Below are 20,185 nucleotides of genomic sequence, written 5' to 3' on the forward strand. Positions count from 1 at the left end.
TCTCTCTATTTTCACAAAAAAAAGAAAGCAAAGGATCTGCTTTCTTTTCCTTTTTCTATACTTGAGCTGTTGATACCCGAGTTGTTCTCGTTATGTCCATATCAATTCCATATGTGAACTGTAATTCTTTACACACATCTTTAATTAAGATTGCGACATTATACTTTTCATTAAATTGTAAAACTATGTTTTCTACTTCTTCATATGTATACTTATATTCCCCTGTAATGACACTTTTTAGATCAAAGCATTCGTTAATACAAAGTTGTACAAGTAGCTGGTCATATTTCTCTATTACATCTTCTTTCTTCCAAAGTAACTCTTTTACATATAACCGATCAAACTTCACACTTTCTCGATTACAATCCGTTAAAATCCGGGTCATTTCATTTAATTCTCGATATAATTCAGAAATATTTCTGCTTAAACTAAGCAGTTTATCTACGCCGTTTTCATATAACATATTCATTCCACCCCCGCATTTTCTTTTTCTTATTATAGCAAGAAAATTCTAAAAATAGTTTCTTTCTTCTGAAATATTAGGAAACTAATTTCAATTGCTTTACAATGAAACTAGTTAATGCGAGAGGAGAAAGAAAATTGGAGCACAAATTATATTACACTGACGCTTATAAGCAAGACTTTACTACTAAAATTATAAAGCAAGATTATGATAAAGACGGTAACTTATACGTTGTTTTGAATGAAACAGCATTTTATCCGACAGGTGGCGGACAACCATATGATACTGGTACATTAAATGATATCAATGTAATCAATGTAGAAGAGATAAACGGAGAAATTCGTCATTACATTGCAGAACAATTACATACAGAAGACGTAGAAGGTAAGATCAATTGGAAGCGCCGTTTTGATCATATGCAGCAACATGCGGCTCAGCACATTTTATCTGCTGCCTTTTGGGACCATTTTAACATGCCTACAATTGGATTCCATCTTGGTAAAGAAACAGTAACAATTGATTTAGAAACAGAAAATCTTCATGCAGAAACGGTTGAAAAAGCAATACAAATTGCAAACAAAATTGTTTTTGAAAACCATCCAATCCGCATCCAGTGGATGAACTTAGAAGAAGCGAAAACGTTGCCCCTTCGTAAAGAACCGACTATGACAGAAAATATACGCGTTGTTATGATCGAAAACTTTGACTACAACGGCTGTGGCGGAACACACCCGAAACGTACTGGTGAAGTAGGTCCTATTCAAGTTCTTAGCTGGGAACGCAATAAAGGTGGCATACGACTAACGTTTATCGCTGGCTGGCGCACACTTAAATTAATAGGGCAGCAACAACAAATTATGAAGAATGTTTCCAAACAATTAAACAGTAGCGAAACTGATATTCCAGCAAAAGTGGCGCAACTGCTTACTTCTCAAAAAGAAAACGAAAAAGCAATACAAACAATGAATGAAAAATTATTATTTGCAGAGGCAAATGAACTACTTCAACACCCGACGGAAATACATGCCGGCATACTTATTTCTAAAGTATTTACAAATCGTTCTATGCAAGAAATCGCAAAGCTTTCCGCTATTATTACAGAACAACAAGAGCATGCAATTACGTATTTCGTCATCGAAAATGATGACAAACTACAATGTATTCTCGCTTGCGGAAAATCAGTATCGCTCGATATGAATGCTCTTTTAAAAGACGCTCTTCCTACAATCGAAGGAAAAGGTGGCGGAAATAAGAAGAGTGCCCGCGGTGGCGGGAAAGCAATTATGAGTGGAGATGAATTTTTAAATCAGCTTGTTTCTTCTTTACAGTCGGCGGTGTAAAACATTTTTAGGAAGGATAGCTAATAGCTATCCTTCCTCTATAGTTACAGGCCAATATTTTGTTTCAATCCTTGGTAACTCCCTGCATTTGAAAAACCTTCACTTATAAGAGTTATAAAAGTTTCCGAAAAACCATAGTGACTTAAATCTTTAATCGGCACCATTTGCACATCATGAATCGGATTATGATCAAATTCATTTAAGGGTAACGTAATTTCCCCTGTAATCTTTTCAAGTAAAAATGTAATATGTAATAAAGATGGACTGGCATCCGGTTTATCACAAACATAGAGTAGCTTCTTAATTTTAACTTCTAATCCCGTTTCTTCTCTCATTTCTCTAATCATCGCCTCTTCTAACATTTCACCATTCTCCACTCTTCCTCCAGGTAAAGACCAATTCCTATTAGCAACTTTTTGCTTTACTAGCAATAATTTTTCACCTTCAATTAAAATTCCCGTAACACGAACTTGCATTACATTTTCCATATGTAATCTCCTCTTCCCATTATATTTACAAATTAACCCTTCCATAAAAAGAACGTATGTTTTATAATTAAAGAAAATTATGGAAGAAAGTAGTTGTTACATTCATGCGTCCACCTTTAACAAAGTCTATATCAATTGAAGATTTCCAAAACTATTATTGGTTAAAAGCAGAACTCCAAACATTTTGTCGTGAGCATGGGTTGCCAGCTAGTGGCTCTAAGATTGAAATAACCGATTGTATCTCACATTATTTAACTACGGGGAAAGTGTTAAATAACAGCTCTGGGCAAAAAGTGAGTAAAGCTTCCCTCTCTTATAAAGACCTTTCTCTTCAAACGATTATTACTAAAAATCACCGCTGTAGCGAAGAGGTTCGTGCTTTTTTCAAAGAAAAAATCGGAACAAACTTCCGCTTTACAGTAGCTCTTCAAAAATTTTTCAAAGAGAATGTTGGAAAAACATATGAAGACGCGGTAGCTTTTTGGCATGAAGAAAACGAACGAAAAAAAGACCCTACATACAAAACAACTATCGGTGCACAATTTGAATACAATCGCTTTACTCGTGACTTTTTCGAAGATCCAAATAATAAAGGGAAAGCAAAAGCTGATGCGATTGCTGCTTGGAACGAAATGAAAGCGAAGCCTGGTAGTAATGTTTATGTTCCTCAAAAAGTAGAAAACTAGTTACCTCGCTAGTCTTCTACTTTCTCAAATAATAGCGCCATCCCTATCCCGCCTCCAATTCCTAATGTAGCAATTCCATATTTCATAGACTCTCTTTGAGCCTGATAAAACAAACGTGTTACAAGCATAGCACCAGATGCACCGTACGGATGACCGAGCGCAATTGCTCCACCATTTACATTTACTTTTTCGTACGGAATTTGTAACTCTTTTGCGCAAGCAACAACTTTTGAGGCGAATGCTTCATTTATTTCAAAATAATCGATGTCCTCTACTTTTACATTCATTTCGTTTAATAATTTGTTCACCGCAAATATCGGACCAGTCCCTGGAAGCTTGGGATCCACTCCCACTACAGCACTACGAACGAAACGAAGGACAGGTTTATAACCTAACTTTAGGGCTTGTCCCTCTTCCATTACAAGAACAGCACATGCCCCATCATTTACACCACATGAATTACCTGCCGTCACTGTTCCATTTTGTAAAAATGCGGGCTTTGTTCTTTTAATAATTCGTTCATAATTCATTTCTGGTTTTATAGATTCATCTAATAATCCATTAAAAGAAAATATCTCATCATGTATATAGCCTTTTTCTAACGCTTGCAGTGTCCGCTTATAACTAAGACAAGCGTACTCGTCTTGCATTTCTCTCGTTATGTTATAACGCTCCGCAACATATTCAGCCGCTACTCCCATGTCAGGATCACCAATTGTTTCAGGTGAAAATCGTGCTCTTTTTTGAAAAGGTGACGTACTTGTACTCTCCACTCCCCCGGCGATATAACACTTACCTGCCCCGCCTTGAATGAGATGACACGCAGTTCGAATTGCTTCTAAACCAGCACCACATTGCCGATCAATCGTTACACCAGGAATATGATAGCCAAGTCCCGCCTCTAAAGCAGATAGTCTCGCAACATTCCCTCCTGGCCCAACAACATTACCTAGTATGACATCATCTATTTCCCTCTCAATCCCTTTACTTAAAAACGTAAGAAGCGGCGTTGTTAATTGCTGAACTTCATACTCTTTTAACATCCCATTCTTCTTACCAATAGGTGTTCTTTTCGCCTCTACAATAACTGCTCTATTCATATATTTTCTCCCGGTTTTCAATCATACTTTTTGCTTCCATACGAGCGATTTTCCCACTATTTGTATAAGGTATTCCATCTACAAAATGCCATTCTTTCGGTATTTTAAACGAGGATAATCGTTGTAAGCAAAAACTCTTTAATTGTTGTTTCGTAGCACTTCCTTTTACGATCGCGACCGGCTTTTCACCCCAGTAACTATCTTTCACACCAATTACAACTATTTCATCAACAGCTGGGTGTTCATGTAATACACTTTCTATTTCTTCTGGATAAATATTGATTCCTCCAAATAAAATCATATTCTTCTCTCTACCAACAATATATATGAAGCCTTCTTCATCTTCATAGCCTACATCTCGCACTGTCATCCAGCCTTCTGCATTCAACTCCCGTGTTAAAACCCCATCTATTATGTATCCCATAAAAAACTGATCACTTTTCACATAAACAGTTCCTATTTCACCTTTTTGTACTTCTTCGCCTGCTTCATTACATATTCGAACTTGCACATTATGACAAGGTTTTCCTACTGAATTTGGCCTTCTTTCGCTTTCTGCATCGACTAGTGCTGTTACAAAACTTAACTCTGATGCACCATAAAATTCATATCTTGTCGCATAAGGAAATATATTCTTTATTTTTTCTTTCGCTTCAGCTTCCCATTTCGCTCCTGACGAAATAATTTTCACTTTATTTTCTATTAATCTACTTTCTTTATATAAAGATTCAAGCATTGTCGGAACTGTATACATAACTGATATATTTTCAGTTTCTAACTTATCTAATACTTGATTTGGAAAGAACTTTCTCATAATGTGCACTGTTTGTCCTACATATAATGCACTTATTGCCCCGTATAAGAAAAGAGAATGAACGAGCGTCCCAACTATTAAAATCGAATCCTCCCTTTTCATATGAAAGTCATGTACATTACAATCAAAACTATGAACCCACGATTGTTGTGCACGTAAAAATGCTTTTGCTGTTCCTGTTGATCCTGATGTAAATCCCATATAAAAAGGAGCATGTTGTACACTTTCTACAGTGGAATATGTAGGAAGATATTTCTCTATCATTCTTTTCCACTCATCAATTTCAATTACTCTTCCTTCTTCATCCAATAGATCATTCACCTTATATCGTTCTGTCACAATCATATCCGGATTACTAATTTCAATTCTTTCTCTGAGCTCATCTTGTTTCCACTTTATATCTAACGGAACACAAACCCACCCGGCCATAGCGGCACCAGAAAATAGTTGTAAAAACTCTATACGATTTTCTAATAGGATTGCTATCGTTTTATTCTTTGACTTTTTTTCATCCAACCAGTTTGCTACTTTACACACTGACTCAAACCACTCTTTATATGTTAAAACTCGATCATTTTCCTTTATTGCTATTTTATTCGGTTGTACAGAGGCATGCTTTTTATATTCTTTTGTAATCCCCATATGAGACGTCCTTTCTCTAAAAAATAATAAAAAGAAACACGCAATGAGCGTGTTTCTTCTCTTTCTTATCCTGCATTTGTATATTTCCCATTCTTTAAAGCGGGCGTAATAATATGTTTCAATGAACGATGTAATTTCGTTACGAGAACTGCCGCAATAATTGCTTTTATACAATCCCCTGGTAAAAACACAGCACTCACTTTCATTGTCTCCCATACAGAAACATCCATTAAAAGTGCTTGTACAGTAATACCAAATACATAAACTACGAAAATACCACCGATTATATTAATACATAATACTTTTATAATAGAAACTTCACGTAAACGCTCAATTAAATAACCAATAACAAACGCCCCAATGATGTAACCAAGTAAATATCCTGCACTTGGTCCAACAAATACACCAAGGCCACCACGTCCACCAGCAAGCAATGGTGCTCCAACTCCTACAATAAGTAAGAAAATAAGCTGACTTAACGCACCTAGACGTGATCCTAACAACCCACCCGCAAGCATAACACCGAGTGATTGCAATGTAATTGGAACTGGTGTAATAGAAAGAGCAATCGGAGGTATTAACCCTAACACTCCCATAATAGAACTAAATAAAGCGACGAAAACTAAATTTTTTGTATTCATATTTGCTTCTCCTATTTGTAAACTTAAAATTATTTTTAGATAACATATCACAAAAATTATATTATCTTTCCACCCCTCTTTTGTCAACCGTTAATGTATTAGAGTTTACAAATAGAAGTTCACTTATTTCTCTCTATGCAAATGCTCCAGTTCTTTCCGAAGCGCCTGTTTTAAAAACTTCCCAACAGATGTTTTCGGTATTTCTTCCATAAAGACAATATCGTCTGGCAACCACCACTTCGCAAACTGTGGTTTTAAAAACTCATATATTTCTTCTTTTGTAACCGTACTATTTTTCTTTTGAACAACGCAGGCAATTGGTCGCTCTTGCCACTGAGGGTGAGGAACTGCAACGACAGCCGCTTCAAATATAGCATCATGTGCCATTAAAGCATTTTCAAGATCGACCGAAGAAATCCATTCTCCCCCGCTTTTAATAACATCCTTCGTACGGTCAACAATTTTCACGCAACCTTCCTCATCCACTGTGACAACATCACCAGTATATAACCATCCATCGCGAAAACCTTCGACAGTACGATCATCGTTATAATAGCTTTCAGCGATCCAAGGTGCTCGTAAACATAATTCTCCCATCTCAGTACCATCCCACTTCACGTCACCATTTGTACCGACTACTTTCATCTCGACACCAGGTACAAGATATCCTTGTTTAGAGCGAATTTCTAGTTGCTCTTCATACGATACTTCCGTTTCATAACTTTTTAAACGCGCAAGTGTTACGAGTGGACTCGTTTCAGTCATACCATATGCATGTATGAACGGAACATTATGTTTCTGTTCAAATGCTTTAATAACACTTTTCGGCGCCGCTGCACCTCCGCATAGTATTCTCGTCATACTAGATAAATCGTAACTATTATTTTCTAACTCTTGTAATACGCCGAGCCAAATTGTCGGCACACCCGCAGCTAACGTCACTTTTTCTGATTGAATCATCTCTAATAAAATTTTCGGAGTAAACATCGGTCCTGGAAGAACTTGTTTTGACCCAAACCAAGTAGCAGCGAAAGGAAGTCCCCAAGCGTTCACATGGAACATCGGTACAATCGCCATTGCAGCATCACTTTCCGATAAAGCAGCTGTATCCGCTAAACCGAGTGCCATGCAGTGTAATACAGTACTACGATGCGTATATACAACACCTTTCGGATTTCCTGTAGTCGCTGACGTATAACACATACCAGCTGGTGTATTTTCATCAATATCTTTTACAAATTGGAAATTTGGATCGCCTTCTTCTAATAGCTTTTCATAATGATATACAGGCTTCAGCGTAGTGTTTGGGAGTTCATCTTTATCAGTCATAATAATGTAAGCTTGTACAGTTGATAATTGTGATTGAATATTTTCAACAAGCGGTACGAGATCTTCATCTATAAGTAGAATTCGGTCTTCTGCGTGCTGAATAATATATGAAATATGTTGAGGAGATAAACGAATGTTAATTGTGTGCAAAACAGAAGCAATACCTGGAATAGCAAAATACGCTTCCACATGCCGATGATGGTTCCACGCTAATGTTCCTACACGTTCACCTTCTTTAATTCCAAGCTTTTTCAACGCACTGGAGAGTCTTCTCGTCCTTTCCCCTAACTGCTTATACGTTAACGTTGTAACTGTATCATGCGTCCGTGAAACAATTTCTTTCTTCGAAAACAGTTTCTCTGCTCTTTCCATCATAGAACTAATTGTTAGCGGTACATTCATCATCATATTGGTTATGTCCCCCTTTAAAACGTTTTCATTTTCCGTTTATTATAACAGACTTCTACAAATGATTACGATATTTTTCTGTATTTTCTGAATTATTTCTTTGGAAATAATTCAGAACGATAAAAAACATGTTTTGAATACATTGATTCGAAACATGTTTTTTATTTTTTATAAACTATCTACCTTTTTCCTTACTTTCTTTTTCAATTTAAAAATAAAACGATTACTGTATTCCTTATTTTCTACTAAAATCCGATACGTCTCTAACACCCCTAACACACGAACAAAAAGATAAACTCCGATAGCAATAAGTACAACACAATAAGGATAATACTGTACGAGTTCTCCTGAAGTAATTCGTTTTTTCTCAAACAAAAACGGTATCGCGCCTGCTGCTATAAAACAAAATCCAACGATCACTACTGCCGCATACTTCTTCTTAATAGTCGCATATCTTTTGGTCAATTCTTTTAGAAAGTTTTGATCAAATAGTAGTTCTTCCTTTTTCAATACATTGTATCGACTCTCTTCTATCGTTACAGGTGCCATCATTGCTCCGATCCCAAGAACTGCAATGATAATGACAAGGAATGTAGACATTGTTGCATTTTCTTTAAATAATAAGTACGGTATTGTAGATAAAATAAGCAAGCTAAATCCTAACGCAATATATTTAGAAATTTTTTGTCCATACACTACATACCCTTCTGCCATTTCCTTACTTACATAATAACCATTTTCCTTTTCGTTACTTTGCTCAGCAGTTTCTTTTAATAAATAGTCAAGTGATACTTCAAATACATTTCCAATCATTATTAACTTTTCAGTTTCAGGAAAACCTTGACCGTTTTCCCATTTACTAACCGCTTGCCTTGTTGTGTTTAATTTCTCGGCTAATGCTTCTTGAGAAAGACCCTTTTCTTTTCTTAATTTAAAAAGCTTCTCACCAAATCCCATATGTGTGTCCCCCTTCGTTTTCTTACCTAAATTGTATGTAAACATTGCTCTTACCTCTATCTTCCTGCGGTTGCACTTTGTCAACTTACGGTTGCGATTGTGTTATATAGCGTTTTTTTTCTATACTTAGAACGTTAATAAAAATAGCGCTTCCTAATAGCCCAATTGTTGTTATCAAAATAAAAAAACTCCTTGATTCATTTAAAGGAGTTTTCAATGTAAGATATTTCATTGATTCATATATCCTTCTCTAGATATACAATATCTTTTTGTATCGCGATTCTTACCTTTAATAAACATATCCTTCTGAATTGTATATTTGTACTCCATATTCAAACGTTTCATTAATTTTTCAGATGCTTCATTTTCTGAATCACATCCCGCTTCAATACTATTAAGATGCAACTCATGAAAACCATAGTAGAAAAAAGCTAATGCAGCCTCCGTAGCTAATCCTCTTCCCCAATATTTTCGAGATAAGGCGTATGCAATTTCTGCTGTATGTGTGACCAAATCATATTTTATAAATCCACACGTGCCTATAAGTTTCTTCTCCTCTTTTAATACAATTCCAAGAGGTGCTACTTGCCCTTCATTATATTGCCCCACAATTTCTTCTACATAGTTATATGTGTCACATAACGATTGATGAGCATCCCATACAGTAAAAGTTGTCATCTCTTTATCTGTAGCATACTCATATATATGTAAACTATCACTCATATTCATTTTCCTTAACATAAGTCGTTTCGTATACAACGTTGGATATGACCATTTCTCAATGATCATAACGGCTTCTGCTTAAACTTTTCATAATGTCGTACTTTTAATAGAAGGATATTCCCACAATCTGTACAAATATAAGCATCCACCGGTGAAGATGTGAACATCGTTTCCTTTTTCCGTATTTGTGCATATCCGACAAACTCACCTTCTCCTATATTTTGAGAACCACAATTAGAGCATGTCTGCACGGTTTTTTGTTTCATGAGAGCACCACCTTTAATCTGTTTCCACTCCCTTCGACAGTTCACTTCCATTTCCCTTCCAAAAAACCTCTTATTCTCTCACATTTCAACAGGAATCTCAAAACAAAAATCGTATATATACCATGAAATATATTTATTAATGGAGGAATTTTATGACTACTGTTATGACAATCGATATAGCAACAGAAATTGAAAATGCAGAAATTGATATGCTCTCTTCTAGATTAGAGAGACTACAAACAATAAGCGGAAACCCAATGCAAGTGCAAATGAAAAAATTCGGTAGTGCCATTGCCTTTTCATCAAAAATAATTGCTGGTCCTGCTTTTAATACGGTAAAAGGTATTACAAATGCAGATGCGATTGATGCAATCATTTCTTATTATGAATCACTACAAATCCCTTGTCGTTTTGAAATTACACCAGCTCAAGGGACAGCTGAATTATTTCAATACTTGTCTCAAAAAGGATTTTACCAATCCAGCTTCCATACCGCTTTATATAGTATACCGAGAGTAGATCCATCCCTGCTTCCTGCTAACATTTCAGTACGCCAACTGAAAGAAAATGAATTTCATATTTTGGCAGACATATATGTACGTGGATTTAATATGCCATCCTTTACAAAAGATGGAGTGCGCCAAAATAACGAAATTCTTTACGATAAACCAGGATGGCATTTTTTCATAGCCGAAGTTCAAAATACTCCTGCAGGCATTGGTGTCCTGTACATAAATAATGGGATTGCTTCATTAGCTGCTTCTGCTACTTTGCCAGAATTTCAGCGTAAAGGCTGTCATACTGCATTAATTCAAAAGCGAATTGAAACAGCTATTGAATTCAATTGTAATTTAATAGTTGGACAAGCAAGGTTCGGTAGCGGCAGTCAAAATAACATGGAACGTGCCCACATGAAAATTGCTTATACAAAATCAATATGGACCGCAAAAGACATATAATTTACTTTATTTCTCCTTCCGTTACATTTTTAAACATTTTATGACAAATCCTTTTCTACCCTATTAATCATTTGAATATTCAAACTAGATTTGTTACGATATTACTAGATACATCATTCAACTTGCAATATGAAAAGAGAATTCTAATCAAACTACAAGGAGGAGAAATGTATGACTAAACATGATCATGGTTTAAAAGAAAAAGTAGAAGGTGCCATTGATAAGGTAAAAGGTGAAGTAAAAGAAGTTGTTGGGAAAGTAACTGACAATAAGAAATTACAAGCTGAAGGAAAATGGGATAAGGTGAAAGGCACTGCTAAAGATACAGTTGGTAATGCGAAGGAAAAAGTACATGAATATAAAGAACATAAGAAAGAAAAATAAAAAAGAGCCCATCGGCTCTTTTTTTATTTTCCTTCATTCTTCTCTAGCACGTATAAATCTTCTTCGATATTCGTTAATTTCTCACTTACAAGCTTTCTTGCATCTCCAATTGCTTGATTGTATGCAAATGGTCCAACTAATTTAACCATTTCTTCTATTAAACGCTCTGCTTGGAAACGTCCAATTTCATCTAAATCTTCTTCAACGAAAAATTGCTGAATTTGCGCTACAAGTTCTTCTTTTTTATCATTTGGTATTTTTATATTCATCATCGTTGTTACTCCTCTATATTTAAGATAATATCTTCCTTAACTCTACCATAGAAAAACGATTACCAGGACAGCTTTTTGTAACTCCTTCTAACTCCCTATGACCTAGTATATTTTCTTTCTTTATAGCAAATTGCTTCATAAACATTTTACATAAAGAATATAATGCATTCACTTGTGCAGAAGTTGGATCGTATTTATCGAAATTTCCCGTCATACATATTCCAATTGTATGGCGGTTATGGTCTTTCGCGTGCGCTCCAATATGTAAACCTCGCCCTTCCACTACAGTTCCGTCCTTTTCGATAAAATAGTTGTAACCAATCCCGCTCCACCCTCTTACAGTTTGATGAAATTCATGCGTTTTATACACGTCCCATCCATCTTCAGCTGTATGGTGGATAATCAGTTGATTTACTTTTTCTAAAGGAACTAATTCATCTTGAAATGTTAGATTGACATATTTAATTTCCATTTGAACTGCCTCCTCTTAAAAATCAATCATAATAATCGTTTTATCATCTGGCCTTATTCTCTTTTCCGCTTCTAGCTCTTCAATGATTGCTACATATTCATTTATACTATTCTTTCTTATATATGCAACAGTTTGTTCTAATGACCAATCTGGGTGAAATAACCCGTCTGAACAAATAAAAATTCCACTCACTTCATCTGTATGTAATTCACCATGTTGTAAATAATGTATCGCTTCTTTCATTCCATTTGCAACTGAGTAACCATTTGGCATATTTGCAAGATAACGATTGTACTTTAATTGTTCTCGAACATCTTGAAAAACAGGTTCTTCCGGCACAGATAAACCTTTCTTACGATCTTCTTCCCTCTTCCTTTTTGCTCGTTTACTAATTCCTTCAACTGTGTCTTTCGTTAATACTTGCATCGTTCCATTTTGAAAAGTTGCGACAATCATACAGTCCCCAAGCTGCGCATATTCAATTTTCTCACCAACTATTTGAACTGCCGCGATACATGTGCACCACAAATGCTCTTTTTTTCTCGTGTCTACTTCATATTCTAACATTTTGCTTTGTAATGCTTCATTTGCTTTGGCAACTGCAAATTGTAAACTATGATTCTCTCGTAATGCAGTAAAATAATTTGCAAATAAATGCGAAGCGATGTATGCTCCATTATGTCCATTTTCATCACGAAACGGGACAAGTGGTGTTGCACCGTCACATACACCATAAATCTTTTTATCTTTATTACAAAAATAAGAATCCTCACATTCTTGCTTCAACGGGCTTTTCTGTTGATATGTTTTTATCTTCACAACTGTATCCCCTTTCAAATGATAAAATACTCAAATTCTTTCGATTAATCTAATTTACCAAAATAAACTGTTTTTACCCAAAACTTTCAATATCATATATAATCTTGAAATAATATGAATTTTTCAGTGAAGGACGGGAAAGAAATGGTCAGATTCCTTGGTGTTATTATCGGTTCTATTATTATTGCGGTTGCCTTTAATCTTTTCCTTATCCCCCACAAAATTTTAAGTAGTGGAATTGGCGGAATTGCTATTATTTTAGGGATTGTAACCCCTGTAAACACAGGCATTATTAACTTTGTATTAAACTTACCTATCCTTATTTTAGGGTACATAGGCCTTGGAAAAAAAGTAATTTTTAACACAGTTGTCTCTGTAGTTGTATTATCTGTTGCATTATACTACGTTCCAGTAAAAGTCGTAGCAACAGATCCATTGTTATCTTCTATCTTCGGGGGTGTCATCGCCGGAGCTGGTATTGGTCTTGTTTTTAACTGTAATGGATCCACTGGTGGATTTGATATTATCGGTATGCTTTTATCCCGCAAGCGAGACATTAAACTTGGCGGATTCCTTATTATTTTAAATGCAGTCGTTGTAATAATCGCAGGATTCTTCTTCACTTGGGATGTTGCACTTACAAGCTTACTTTCAATTTATGTAACTGGTAAAGTAATTGATGCTGTTCATACAAAACATCGTAAAGTTACACTTATGATTGTAACAAATGAAGCAGAAAAAATGAAAAAACAACTTCTTTCAACTGTTGTACGTGGAATAACGTTACTTGATGGCGAAGGTGCTTATTCAAGCGAGAAAAAGCGTGTACTTATGACGGTCGTTTCTCGTGAAGAATTAGCAAGTATGAAACTAACAATTTCTGAAATCGACCCGAATGCATTTGTTAATATTACAGAAACTGTAGAAGTGTTAGGACTTTTCAGAAGAAGTTAAAGACTAGATGGGAATCCACCTAGTCTTTATTTTGCATAAATTCAATTCTGTTTCCAAACGGGTCTGATACGTAAAATCGAATTACATCTGGCCGTGCATAATCATCAATCACTTTAACACCTTGCTCTATAAGTGTTTGCTTAAATTCATTAATTTCATTCACATAAAAAGCTGGATGAGCCTTTTTAGCTGGTGTAAAGTTCCGCTCGACACCAATATGGATTTCTTGCTTTCCGCATTTAAACCAACATCCACCTCGTTTTTTCAACTCTTCTGGTTTTGGAATTTCTTCCATACCAATCGTATTCCCATAAAAATCACGCGCCTCTTCTTCACACCCTACAGGTGCAGCTACTTGCACGTGATCAATCCCTTGAATATAATTTTTCATTTTCTCTCCCTCCTCTACCCTAATGTTATACGGAAAACAGCCGTCTGTAACTTACAAAAGGTTTATAAAACAATATAAGCTCCCCTTATTACCATCCTGCATTCACTTTGCAAAAAATAAAAAAACAAAATTTATTCTATAACTTCCATTTTTTATAGAAATACACATCACATCTATATTATAGTTATGAATAGACAAATCTTTTTAGATGCTATTTGTACGGAGGAACTATTATGAGTCGTAAAAAATATTCACCAACTCAAAAAAAACGTCATCCGAACATTTCTAGACGTTTGCGAAACCATATACAAGATCGTTCATTAACAGAAATGTACGCATCTCTGTTCGAACACAATCCTGATAGTATTATTTCATTGAATTTAGAAGGAGTTATTCTACATATAAATCCTTCTGCCGAAAGAATATTAGGTTACACTTCTTTAGAATTAGAACAGAAAAATATTACCTCTATTTTAGAAGCCCATATTTCTGAGCAAGTATTACAAAATATAAAGAATACTGAAGCGGATAATCAACAAGAGTATATCTTATCTATTTATCATAAAAATGGATTCTTATTAGATGTTGTGACAAAACTAGTTCCTATTTTTGTTCAAAATCGTCTTACTGGCGTATACGCTATTATGAAGCCGCTTGAAAAATCAGAAAGAATTGAGAATATGCTAAAAGAAAGTGAGAAGAGATTACGTACATTAGTAAACTCCATGCCTGCCTTTGTTATATTTAAAGATCATGAAGGGCGCTGGCTTGAGGCAAATGACTACGCACTTTCTTGCTTCAATTTCCATCATGTACCTTACCATGGAAAAAAAGATAGCGAACTCATTCAATATAATGAAGCATACCGAGAAGCTTTTTTACATTGTGAAGAAATTGATGAACTAGCATGGCAACAAAGACAAATTCTTCATGGCGAGGAATTTATTATACATAGAGATGATTTCGATCTAATCTTAAGTATATCAAAAGTCCCGCTTTATCATCCTGACGGTTCTCGCAAAGGTCTTATTGTGATGGGAAGAGATGTTACTGAGCTAAAAGAAACTGAAAAGTTATTACGAAAATCTGAGAAGCTCGCAGTAGTCGGACAACTGACAGCTGGAATTGCCCATGAAATTCGAAATCCACTCACTTCTCTAAAAGGTTTTCTAACGTTGCTCCTCCCTGAAATAAATGAGGAGCAAAAATGGTATATCGATGTTATGTTAAGTGAGATTTCACAAATGGAATCCATCACGAGCCAATTTATGGCGATGTCTAAGCCACAAGTATTATCTATCCAAACTTGTAACATACAAACTTTAATTGAAGAGGTAGTTACATTTATTTTACCGACTGCAATTATGCATAGCGTTCATATCATCATGGATCATTTTGATTACGTATATGATATTCAATGTGACGGTAACCAATTAAAACAAGTGTTTATAAACATATTAAAAAATGCGATAGAAGCGATGCCAAATGGCGGAAATATTTTCATCCAAACAAAACCATCAAAGGATAATTTCATCTTAATACGAATTATCGATGAAGGTTGTGGCATTCCAGAAGATCGTATCTCCCGTCTAGGCGAACCTTTTTATAGTTTAAAAGAAAAAGGCACAGGACTAGGATTAATGATGTGTTACAAAATAATTGAAGAACATCATGGTAAATTACACATTTCAAGCGAATTAAATAAAGGTACAATTGTTGATATTGAGCTACCACTTTCTTCATCTCATCTTGCAATCCAGTCTTAAATAAAAAAGAAGCATCTGCTAATCGTTAGCAGATGCTTCTTTTTTAAAATGCTTTGTCATACCACTCTTTTGCTTTTTCTACTTCACCCATCGTTAATTGATGCCCTCGATTTTCCCAATGCATTGTTACATTCGCATTTGCATTTTCTAATAGTACCTTCAATTCCTCTGACTCTGCTGATGAACAAATTGGGTCATTTGTCCCAGCAGCAATAAACACAGATTTCCCTGCTAAATTTGCTAATTGCATTCCTCTTCTTGGTACCATTGGGTGATGAAGCACAGCACCTTTCAATGCATTTTCGTAATGAAATAATAAGCTTGCTGCGATATTTGCCCCATTCGAATAACCGATAGCTACAATGTTATTTCTATCGAATTTATATTCTTTAGCCGCTTCATCTAAAAATTCATTTAATTCCTTCGTACGGAAAATTAAATCCTCTTCATCAAAAATGCCCTCTGCTAATCGGCGGAAAAAACGCGGCATCCCATTCTCTAACACATTTCCCCTAACGCTTAATACCGACGCTTCCGGATCAACTATTTCTGCAAGTGGTAGTAAATCTAATTCATTACCACCTGTGCCATGAAGTAATAACAACACTGGTTTTGACGTATCTTTTCCTTTTTGAAAAACATGTTTCATCATAATCCTGTTCCCCCTTCAATCACTTTAATCTAAATTTCTCACTTCAAATGGTAAAAGCGTTTGTTCAATCTGTTTTCTATGTTGTTCATATTGTTCCGGTAACTTTAATTCCTCCCCCATCGTCTCTAACGATTCATCATGAGCGAAACCAGGAGGATCTGTTGCAATTTCAAATAAGATTTCACCATGTTCTCTAAAATAAATCGCGTTAAAATAATTTCGATCTTGTACAGGAGTTACGTGATATCCAAAACGCGACACATGCTCTTTCCAGTCTAGCTGATCAGCGTCATCACTCGCTCTCCAGGCAATATGATGAACTGTGCCAACGCCCATTTGGCCACGACCGATTGTTGATAATTTCAAATCAATAATATTTCCAATGTCAGCAGAAGAACGGAATCGAACAAATTCGCCCTCTTCTCCAATTTTCTCAAGACCCATAATATGTTCTAACAATTCAGCTGTTTTTTGAGGCTGTGCAGATAAAAGAACAGCACCTCCAAACCCTTTAATTGCTACTTCTGGTGTAACTTCTCCAAAACTCCAATTGTTTAATTCGCCTGCTTCTCTTTCAACTAATTCTATATGCAAACCATGCGGATCATCAAATTCTAAATACTGCTCTCCAAAACGAGTCATTTTTGTATACGAAACATCGAATTTTTCTAATCTATTTTCCCAAAACTCCATTGCACCTTTTGGTACAACGTAAGACGTAATTCCTACTTGACCGTCCCCAATAATACCTTGACGAGCACCTGCCCATGGGAAAAACGTAATAATTGTTCCAGGCTTTCCTCCTTCATTTCCAAAATAAAGATGGTACGTACCTGGATCATCAAAATTCACTGTTTGTTTCACTAAACGTAACCCTAATACACCAGCATAAAAGTCTACATTTTCTTGTGGATGCCCTACAATCGCTGTAATGTGATGGATTCCCATTGTTTTCTTTTCCATTTCGTTCACTCCTTTTTAGTCCTTTATAAAAATTTTTATACATTAAAACTCATTATTCATTTTGTCCATACTGCATAGTAAAATCCGTCATGATAATTTTATCTCGAATTCGAGATATTGATTATAAAATTACAAATTAATTTCCAGCTTATCAAATTATCTCAAATTCGAGATAATTCCCAAAAAATATTTACTCCATTTGAAATCTTTATTCAAAGCACAAATTACTTTGTACTCAAATTTATTATAAGTTACTTACTTTTAGTTGTCAACAAGTTCCTTATTTTCATTTTAAATAAAAAGAGAGTAAACGCCAGTTTCGTTTACTCTCTCCACTAATTATTTCGTTTCTTCTTCCAGTACTGCTTCCATCTCATTAAATTCACGATGAACTGCCTTAACGGGTTCTTTCGTTAATAAACTTACAACGATAACAGTTAATAAACTACAGAAGAATCCCGGTACCATTTCATACATAATTGCTTTTAAACTTGGAATTTGTACCCATGCTATAACAACTACTGCACCAACAATCATACCTGCAAGAACACCCCACTTGTTCGTCCTTTTCCAATATAAACTTAATAAAATGGCTGGTCCGAATGCTGAACCAAATCCAGCCCAAGCATAACCGACAAGTGTTAAAATTGTATCACTTGGATGATACGCTAAAACAACTGCGATCATAGCTACTACTAATACTGATAATCTACCGATAAATACAAGTTCTTTGTCACTTGCGTTACGACGGAAAAATGTTTTATAAAAGTCTTCCGTTACTGCACTTGAAATAACAAGTAATTGTGAGGAAATACTACTCATAATCGAAGCCAAAATAGCTGATAATAAAAATCCTGTAATATACGGATGGAATAAAATATTTGAGAATGTTACAAAGACCATTTCTGGGTCTTGTAATGTCGTATTATTTTTAGCATAATAGGCGATACCAATTAGACCAGTAAGCATTGCACCTATAATTGAAATCGTCATCCAACCGATACCGATTCTACGAGAAGTTTTTAAATCTTTAATAGAGGTAATTGCCATAAAGCGGACAATAATATGTGGTTGACCAAAATATCCAAGGCCCCATGCTAAAAATGAAATAATACCAAGTATTGTGGTTCCTTTAAACATATCTAAATGCGATGCATCGACTTGCTTAATGGTATTAAATGTTTCTGTTATACCACCGACATCCGTAAAGGCAACAATTGGCACTAGTACAAGCGCAATAAACATAATACAACCTTGCACAAAGTCCGTCCAACTTACGGCTAGAAAGCCACCAAATAGTGTATACGCAACAACGACACCCACTGTTACAAATAAACCAATTTTATAATCAAGGTTAAAAGAATTTTCAAACAAACGTCCACCCGAAACTAAACCAGCCGACGCATAAAATGTGAAAAATACTAAAATGACGATAGCGGAGACAAAACGAAGTATTTTCGTACGATCTTTAAACCGATTCTCTAAAAAGTCTGGAATCGTAATTGAATCATTTGCCACTTCTGTATACGTTCGTAAACGTGGGGCAATGATTAAATAGTTTGCATAAGCACCTATTAATAAACCTATCGCAATCCATACACTTGATAATCCTGTTGCATACATCGCACCAGGTAATCCCATTAGCATCCAACCACTCATGTCAGAAGCACCAGCTGATAAAGCTGTAACTGCTGGACCGAGTCCCCTTCCACCTAACATATAATCTGATAAATCGGATGTCTTCTTATAAGACCAATATCCGATATACAACATACCTGCCATATAAATAGCAAGCGAAACCATAATTTCAATCTTCACCAAATCTCTCCCTTATTCCATAAGCCATTCAAAATTTCGAAAAATGACTTTTTCTATTTTCTTGTTTTCGCTTATGGTTCCCTACCTTAACAAACATTTTTTGTTCTTTCAAGTGAACGAGCACTTTTCATTACATGTGAAAACCTTTATAAACGCCTTTATCCCAGTGGATTACAATGATTTTTCAAGAAATTAAAGTAATAATATTCAGAAAATTAAACAGTGTTTTTTCACACCTTATTTTCATTCGTTTACCCGATAAATTTTAAAAGAAAAAGCCATACAAATGTATGACTTTTAGCTTATTGACGTCTCAATTTTCGCTTTCTCTACATATACTTTACGAAATTTCATATAGCATCCAATACGCCAAGGTACTATATAACAAACCGCAAGAGTATAGAAAAGAATGCCGATTGACTTTGGATCTAAACCTTGTAAATGTCTTCTAAAATAAGCACGTAAAAGAACGATAACTAAAAATGTAGCAATAAAAGCGATACTTTTTTTTGCATAAATTTGACCATCTTCTCTGACTTCATACCCACTTAAAATAATAAGTGGAATTGACAATAACAGTCCGATCCCAGCAGCTATACCAATTTGCCAATCAGCAAGTTGTATCGGTGCAGCATATAAAGAAAAACCTGGTAATAAGAAAAATAATGGCAATAGTAGTCGTCTTCCTTTATTATTAATTGGTCGATTCATAGAGCGCATGCGTCTAAATATAACGAGCCCTATGACGAGTAAAAAAATTGTAATACTGTAAGAACCTTGCTGCAAGTGAATCTCTCCCTAAAAATAGTCATTTTTAAAAATACTTCCCTATTATACTTCTAATTTTTCCAAAAATATGATTATTCCTTTAAAAAATC

At 35.2% G+C, this 20,185-nt stretch carries 23 protein-coding genes; 6 read left to right on the forward strand and 17 right to left on the reverse strand.

All coding sequences use genetic code 11. From position 1 onward, the window contains the following. Positions 1-55: 55 nt before the first annotated feature. Positions 56-463, reverse strand: coding sequence for a hypothetical protein (locus tag GBN91_RS13210; RefSeq protein WP_000965149.1), 408 nt, complete (start codon positions 461-463; stop codon positions 56-58). 137 nt (positions 464-600) lie between these two features. Between GBN91_RS13210 and GBN91_RS13215 the strand changes: the two genes are divergently transcribed. Next, a complete protein-coding gene (locus tag GBN91_RS13215) occupies positions 601-1,803 on the forward strand; it encodes an alanyl-tRNA editing protein (protein ID WP_152121597.1) in 1,203 nt (400 codons plus the stop codon). Between the two features lie 44 nt (positions 1,804-1,847). Here GBN91_RS13215 and GBN91_RS13220 read toward each other — a convergent pair whose 3' ends face one another. Continuing rightward, positions 1,848-2,291 (reverse strand): NUDIX hydrolase, encoded by a 444-nt coding sequence (locus GBN91_RS13220; RefSeq protein ID WP_113303598.1) that lies wholly within the window; start codon positions 2,289-2,291, stop codon positions 1,848-1,850. A gap of 104 nt (positions 2,292-2,395) precedes the next feature. Here GBN91_RS13220 and GBN91_RS13225 point away from each other — a divergent pair, with 104 nt between their 5' ends. Then, positions 2,396-2,977 carry a DUF6434 domain-containing protein gene (locus GBN91_RS13225; RefSeq protein ID WP_113303599.1) on the forward strand — a complete coding sequence of 194 codons (582 nt, stop codon included), beginning with the start codon at positions 2,396-2,398 and terminating at the stop codon, positions 2,975-2,977. Between the two features lie 8 nt (positions 2,978-2,985). Here the strand turns inward: GBN91_RS13225 and GBN91_RS13230 are convergent, their stop codons facing one another. The 7 genes from GBN91_RS13230 to GBN91_RS13260 form a co-directional block, all read right to left on the reverse strand. Then, positions 2,986-4,077 (reverse strand): acetyl-CoA C-acyltransferase, encoded by a 1,092-nt coding sequence (locus GBN91_RS13230; protein WP_113303600.1) that lies wholly within the window; start codon positions 4,075-4,077, stop codon positions 2,986-2,988. Continuing rightward, on the reverse strand, positions 4,070-5,533 hold the full coding sequence (locus GBN91_RS13235; protein WP_113303601.1) for an acyl-CoA synthetase: 1,464 nt from the start codon (positions 5,531-5,533) through the stop codon (positions 4,070-4,072). The genes GBN91_RS13230 and GBN91_RS13235 overlap by 8 nt, the downstream gene beginning before the upstream one ends. Positions 5,534-5,598: 65 nt before the next feature. Then, complete coding sequence (locus tag GBN91_RS13240) at positions 5,599-6,174, reverse strand: biotin transporter BioY (RefSeq protein ID WP_113303602.1); 576 nt, start codon at positions 6,172-6,174, stop codon at positions 5,599-5,601. Between the two features lie 123 nt (positions 6,175-6,297). Beyond that, positions 6,298-7,911 carry a long-chain fatty acid--CoA ligase gene (locus GBN91_RS13245; protein ID WP_000980205.1) on the reverse strand — a complete coding sequence of 538 codons (1,614 nt, stop codon included), beginning with the start codon at positions 7,909-7,911 and terminating at the stop codon, positions 6,298-6,300. Between the two features lie 168 nt (positions 7,912-8,079). Then, the gene (locus GBN91_RS13250) at positions 8,080-8,868 is read right to left on the reverse strand and encodes a helix-turn-helix domain-containing protein (protein ID WP_321160749.1); all 789 of its coding nucleotides are present in this window, start codon (positions 8,866-8,868) and stop codon (positions 8,080-8,082) included. Positions 8,869-9,096: 228 nt separating this feature from the next. Next, entirely contained in the window at positions 9,097-9,657 is a 561-nt protein-coding gene (locus tag GBN91_RS13255; RefSeq protein WP_113303604.1) for a GNAT family N-acetyltransferase, read from the reverse strand. Next, complete coding sequence (locus tag GBN91_RS13260; protein ID WP_000810948.1) at positions 9,654-9,857, reverse strand: hypothetical protein; 204 nt, start codon at positions 9,855-9,857, stop codon at positions 9,654-9,656. The genes GBN91_RS13255 and GBN91_RS13260 overlap by 4 nt, the downstream gene beginning before the upstream one ends. Before the next feature lie 152 nt (positions 9,858-10,009). On the opposite strand from GBN91_RS13260, the gene GBN91_RS13265 reads away from it, so the two are divergent. Together GBN91_RS13265 and GBN91_RS13270 are read left to right on the forward strand one after the other, a co-directional pair. Then, positions 10,010-10,816: a GNAT family N-acetyltransferase gene (locus GBN91_RS13265; RefSeq protein ID WP_113303605.1), complete on the forward strand. Its 807-nt coding sequence runs from the start codon at positions 10,010-10,012 to the stop codon at positions 10,814-10,816. A gap of 171 nt (positions 10,817-10,987) precedes the next feature. Further along, positions 10,988-11,200 (forward strand): CsbD family protein, encoded by a 213-nt coding sequence (locus GBN91_RS13270; RefSeq protein ID WP_113303606.1) that lies wholly within the window; start codon positions 10,988-10,990, stop codon positions 11,198-11,200. Between the two features lie 23 nt (positions 11,201-11,223). Here the strand turns inward: GBN91_RS13270 and GBN91_RS13275 are convergent, their stop codons facing one another. The 3 genes from GBN91_RS13275 to GBN91_RS13285 are packed head-to-tail and all read right to left on the reverse strand — an operon-like array spanning position 11,224 to position 12,781. Continuing rightward, the gene (locus GBN91_RS13275; protein ID WP_000981075.1) at positions 11,224-11,472 is read right to left on the reverse strand and encodes a DUF2164 domain-containing protein; all 249 of its coding nucleotides are present in this window, start codon (positions 11,470-11,472) and stop codon (positions 11,224-11,226) included. A gap of 19 nt (positions 11,473-11,491) precedes the next feature. Next, on the reverse strand, positions 11,492-11,944 hold the full coding sequence (locus GBN91_RS13280; RefSeq protein WP_098280106.1) for a peptidoglycan recognition protein family protein: 453 nt from the start codon (positions 11,942-11,944) through the stop codon (positions 11,492-11,494). A gap of 15 nt (positions 11,945-11,959) precedes the next feature. After that, complete coding sequence (locus GBN91_RS13285) at positions 11,960-12,781, reverse strand: protein phosphatase 2C domain-containing protein (RefSeq protein WP_002062026.1); 822 nt, start codon at positions 12,779-12,781, stop codon at positions 11,960-11,962. 126 nt (positions 12,782-12,907) lie between these two features. Here GBN91_RS13285 and GBN91_RS13290 point away from each other — a divergent pair, with 126 nt between their 5' ends. Next, positions 12,908-13,717, forward strand: a complete 810-nt coding sequence (locus GBN91_RS13290; RefSeq protein ID WP_000251344.1) for a YitT family protein — start codon at positions 12,908-12,910, stop codon at positions 13,715-13,717. A 19-nt stretch (positions 13,718-13,736) separates the two neighbouring features. On the opposite strand, the gene GBN91_RS13295 is transcribed toward GBN91_RS13290, so the two are convergent. Next, the gene (locus GBN91_RS13295) at positions 13,737-14,108 is read right to left on the reverse strand and encodes a VOC family protein (RefSeq protein WP_113303607.1); all 372 of its coding nucleotides are present in this window, start codon (positions 14,106-14,108) and stop codon (positions 13,737-13,739) included. 233 nt (positions 14,109-14,341) lie between these two features. Here GBN91_RS13295 and GBN91_RS13305 point away from each other — a divergent pair, with 233 nt between their 5' ends. Then, positions 14,342-15,874 (forward strand): BA3702 family sensor histidine kinase, encoded by a 1,533-nt coding sequence (locus tag GBN91_RS13305; RefSeq protein ID WP_113303608.1) that lies wholly within the window; start codon positions 14,342-14,344, stop codon positions 15,872-15,874. A gap of 43 nt (positions 15,875-15,917) precedes the next feature. Here the strand turns inward: GBN91_RS13305 and GBN91_RS13310 are convergent, their stop codons facing one another. The 4 genes from GBN91_RS13310 to GBN91_RS13325 form a co-directional block, all read right to left on the reverse strand. Further along, positions 15,918-16,526: an alpha/beta hydrolase gene (locus GBN91_RS13310; protein ID WP_000975488.1), complete on the reverse strand. Its 609-nt coding sequence runs from the start codon at positions 16,524-16,526 to the stop codon at positions 15,918-15,920. A 24-nt stretch (positions 16,527-16,550) separates the two neighbouring features. After that, on the reverse strand, positions 16,551-17,489 hold the full coding sequence (locus tag GBN91_RS13315; RefSeq protein ID WP_113303970.1) for a ring-cleaving dioxygenase: 939 nt from the start codon (positions 17,487-17,489) through the stop codon (positions 16,551-16,553). Positions 17,490-17,828: 339 nt separating this feature from the next. After that, positions 17,829-19,307, reverse strand: a complete 1,479-nt coding sequence (gene putP / locus GBN91_RS13320) for a sodium/proline symporter PutP (RefSeq protein WP_113303969.1) — start codon at positions 19,305-19,307, stop codon at positions 17,829-17,831. A gap of 297 nt (positions 19,308-19,604) precedes the next feature. Beyond that, complete coding sequence (locus GBN91_RS13325; protein ID WP_043936438.1) at positions 19,605-20,093, reverse strand: cytochrome c biogenesis protein CcdC; 489 nt, start codon at positions 20,091-20,093, stop codon at positions 19,605-19,607. Between the last annotated feature and the right edge of the window lie 92 nt (positions 20,094-20,185).

This window comes from Bacillus sp. B1-WWTP-T-0.5-Post-4, assembly GCF_009183795.1.
Lineage (GTDB): Bacteria > Bacillota > Bacilli > Bacillales > Bacillaceae_G > Bacillus_A > Bacillus_A cereus.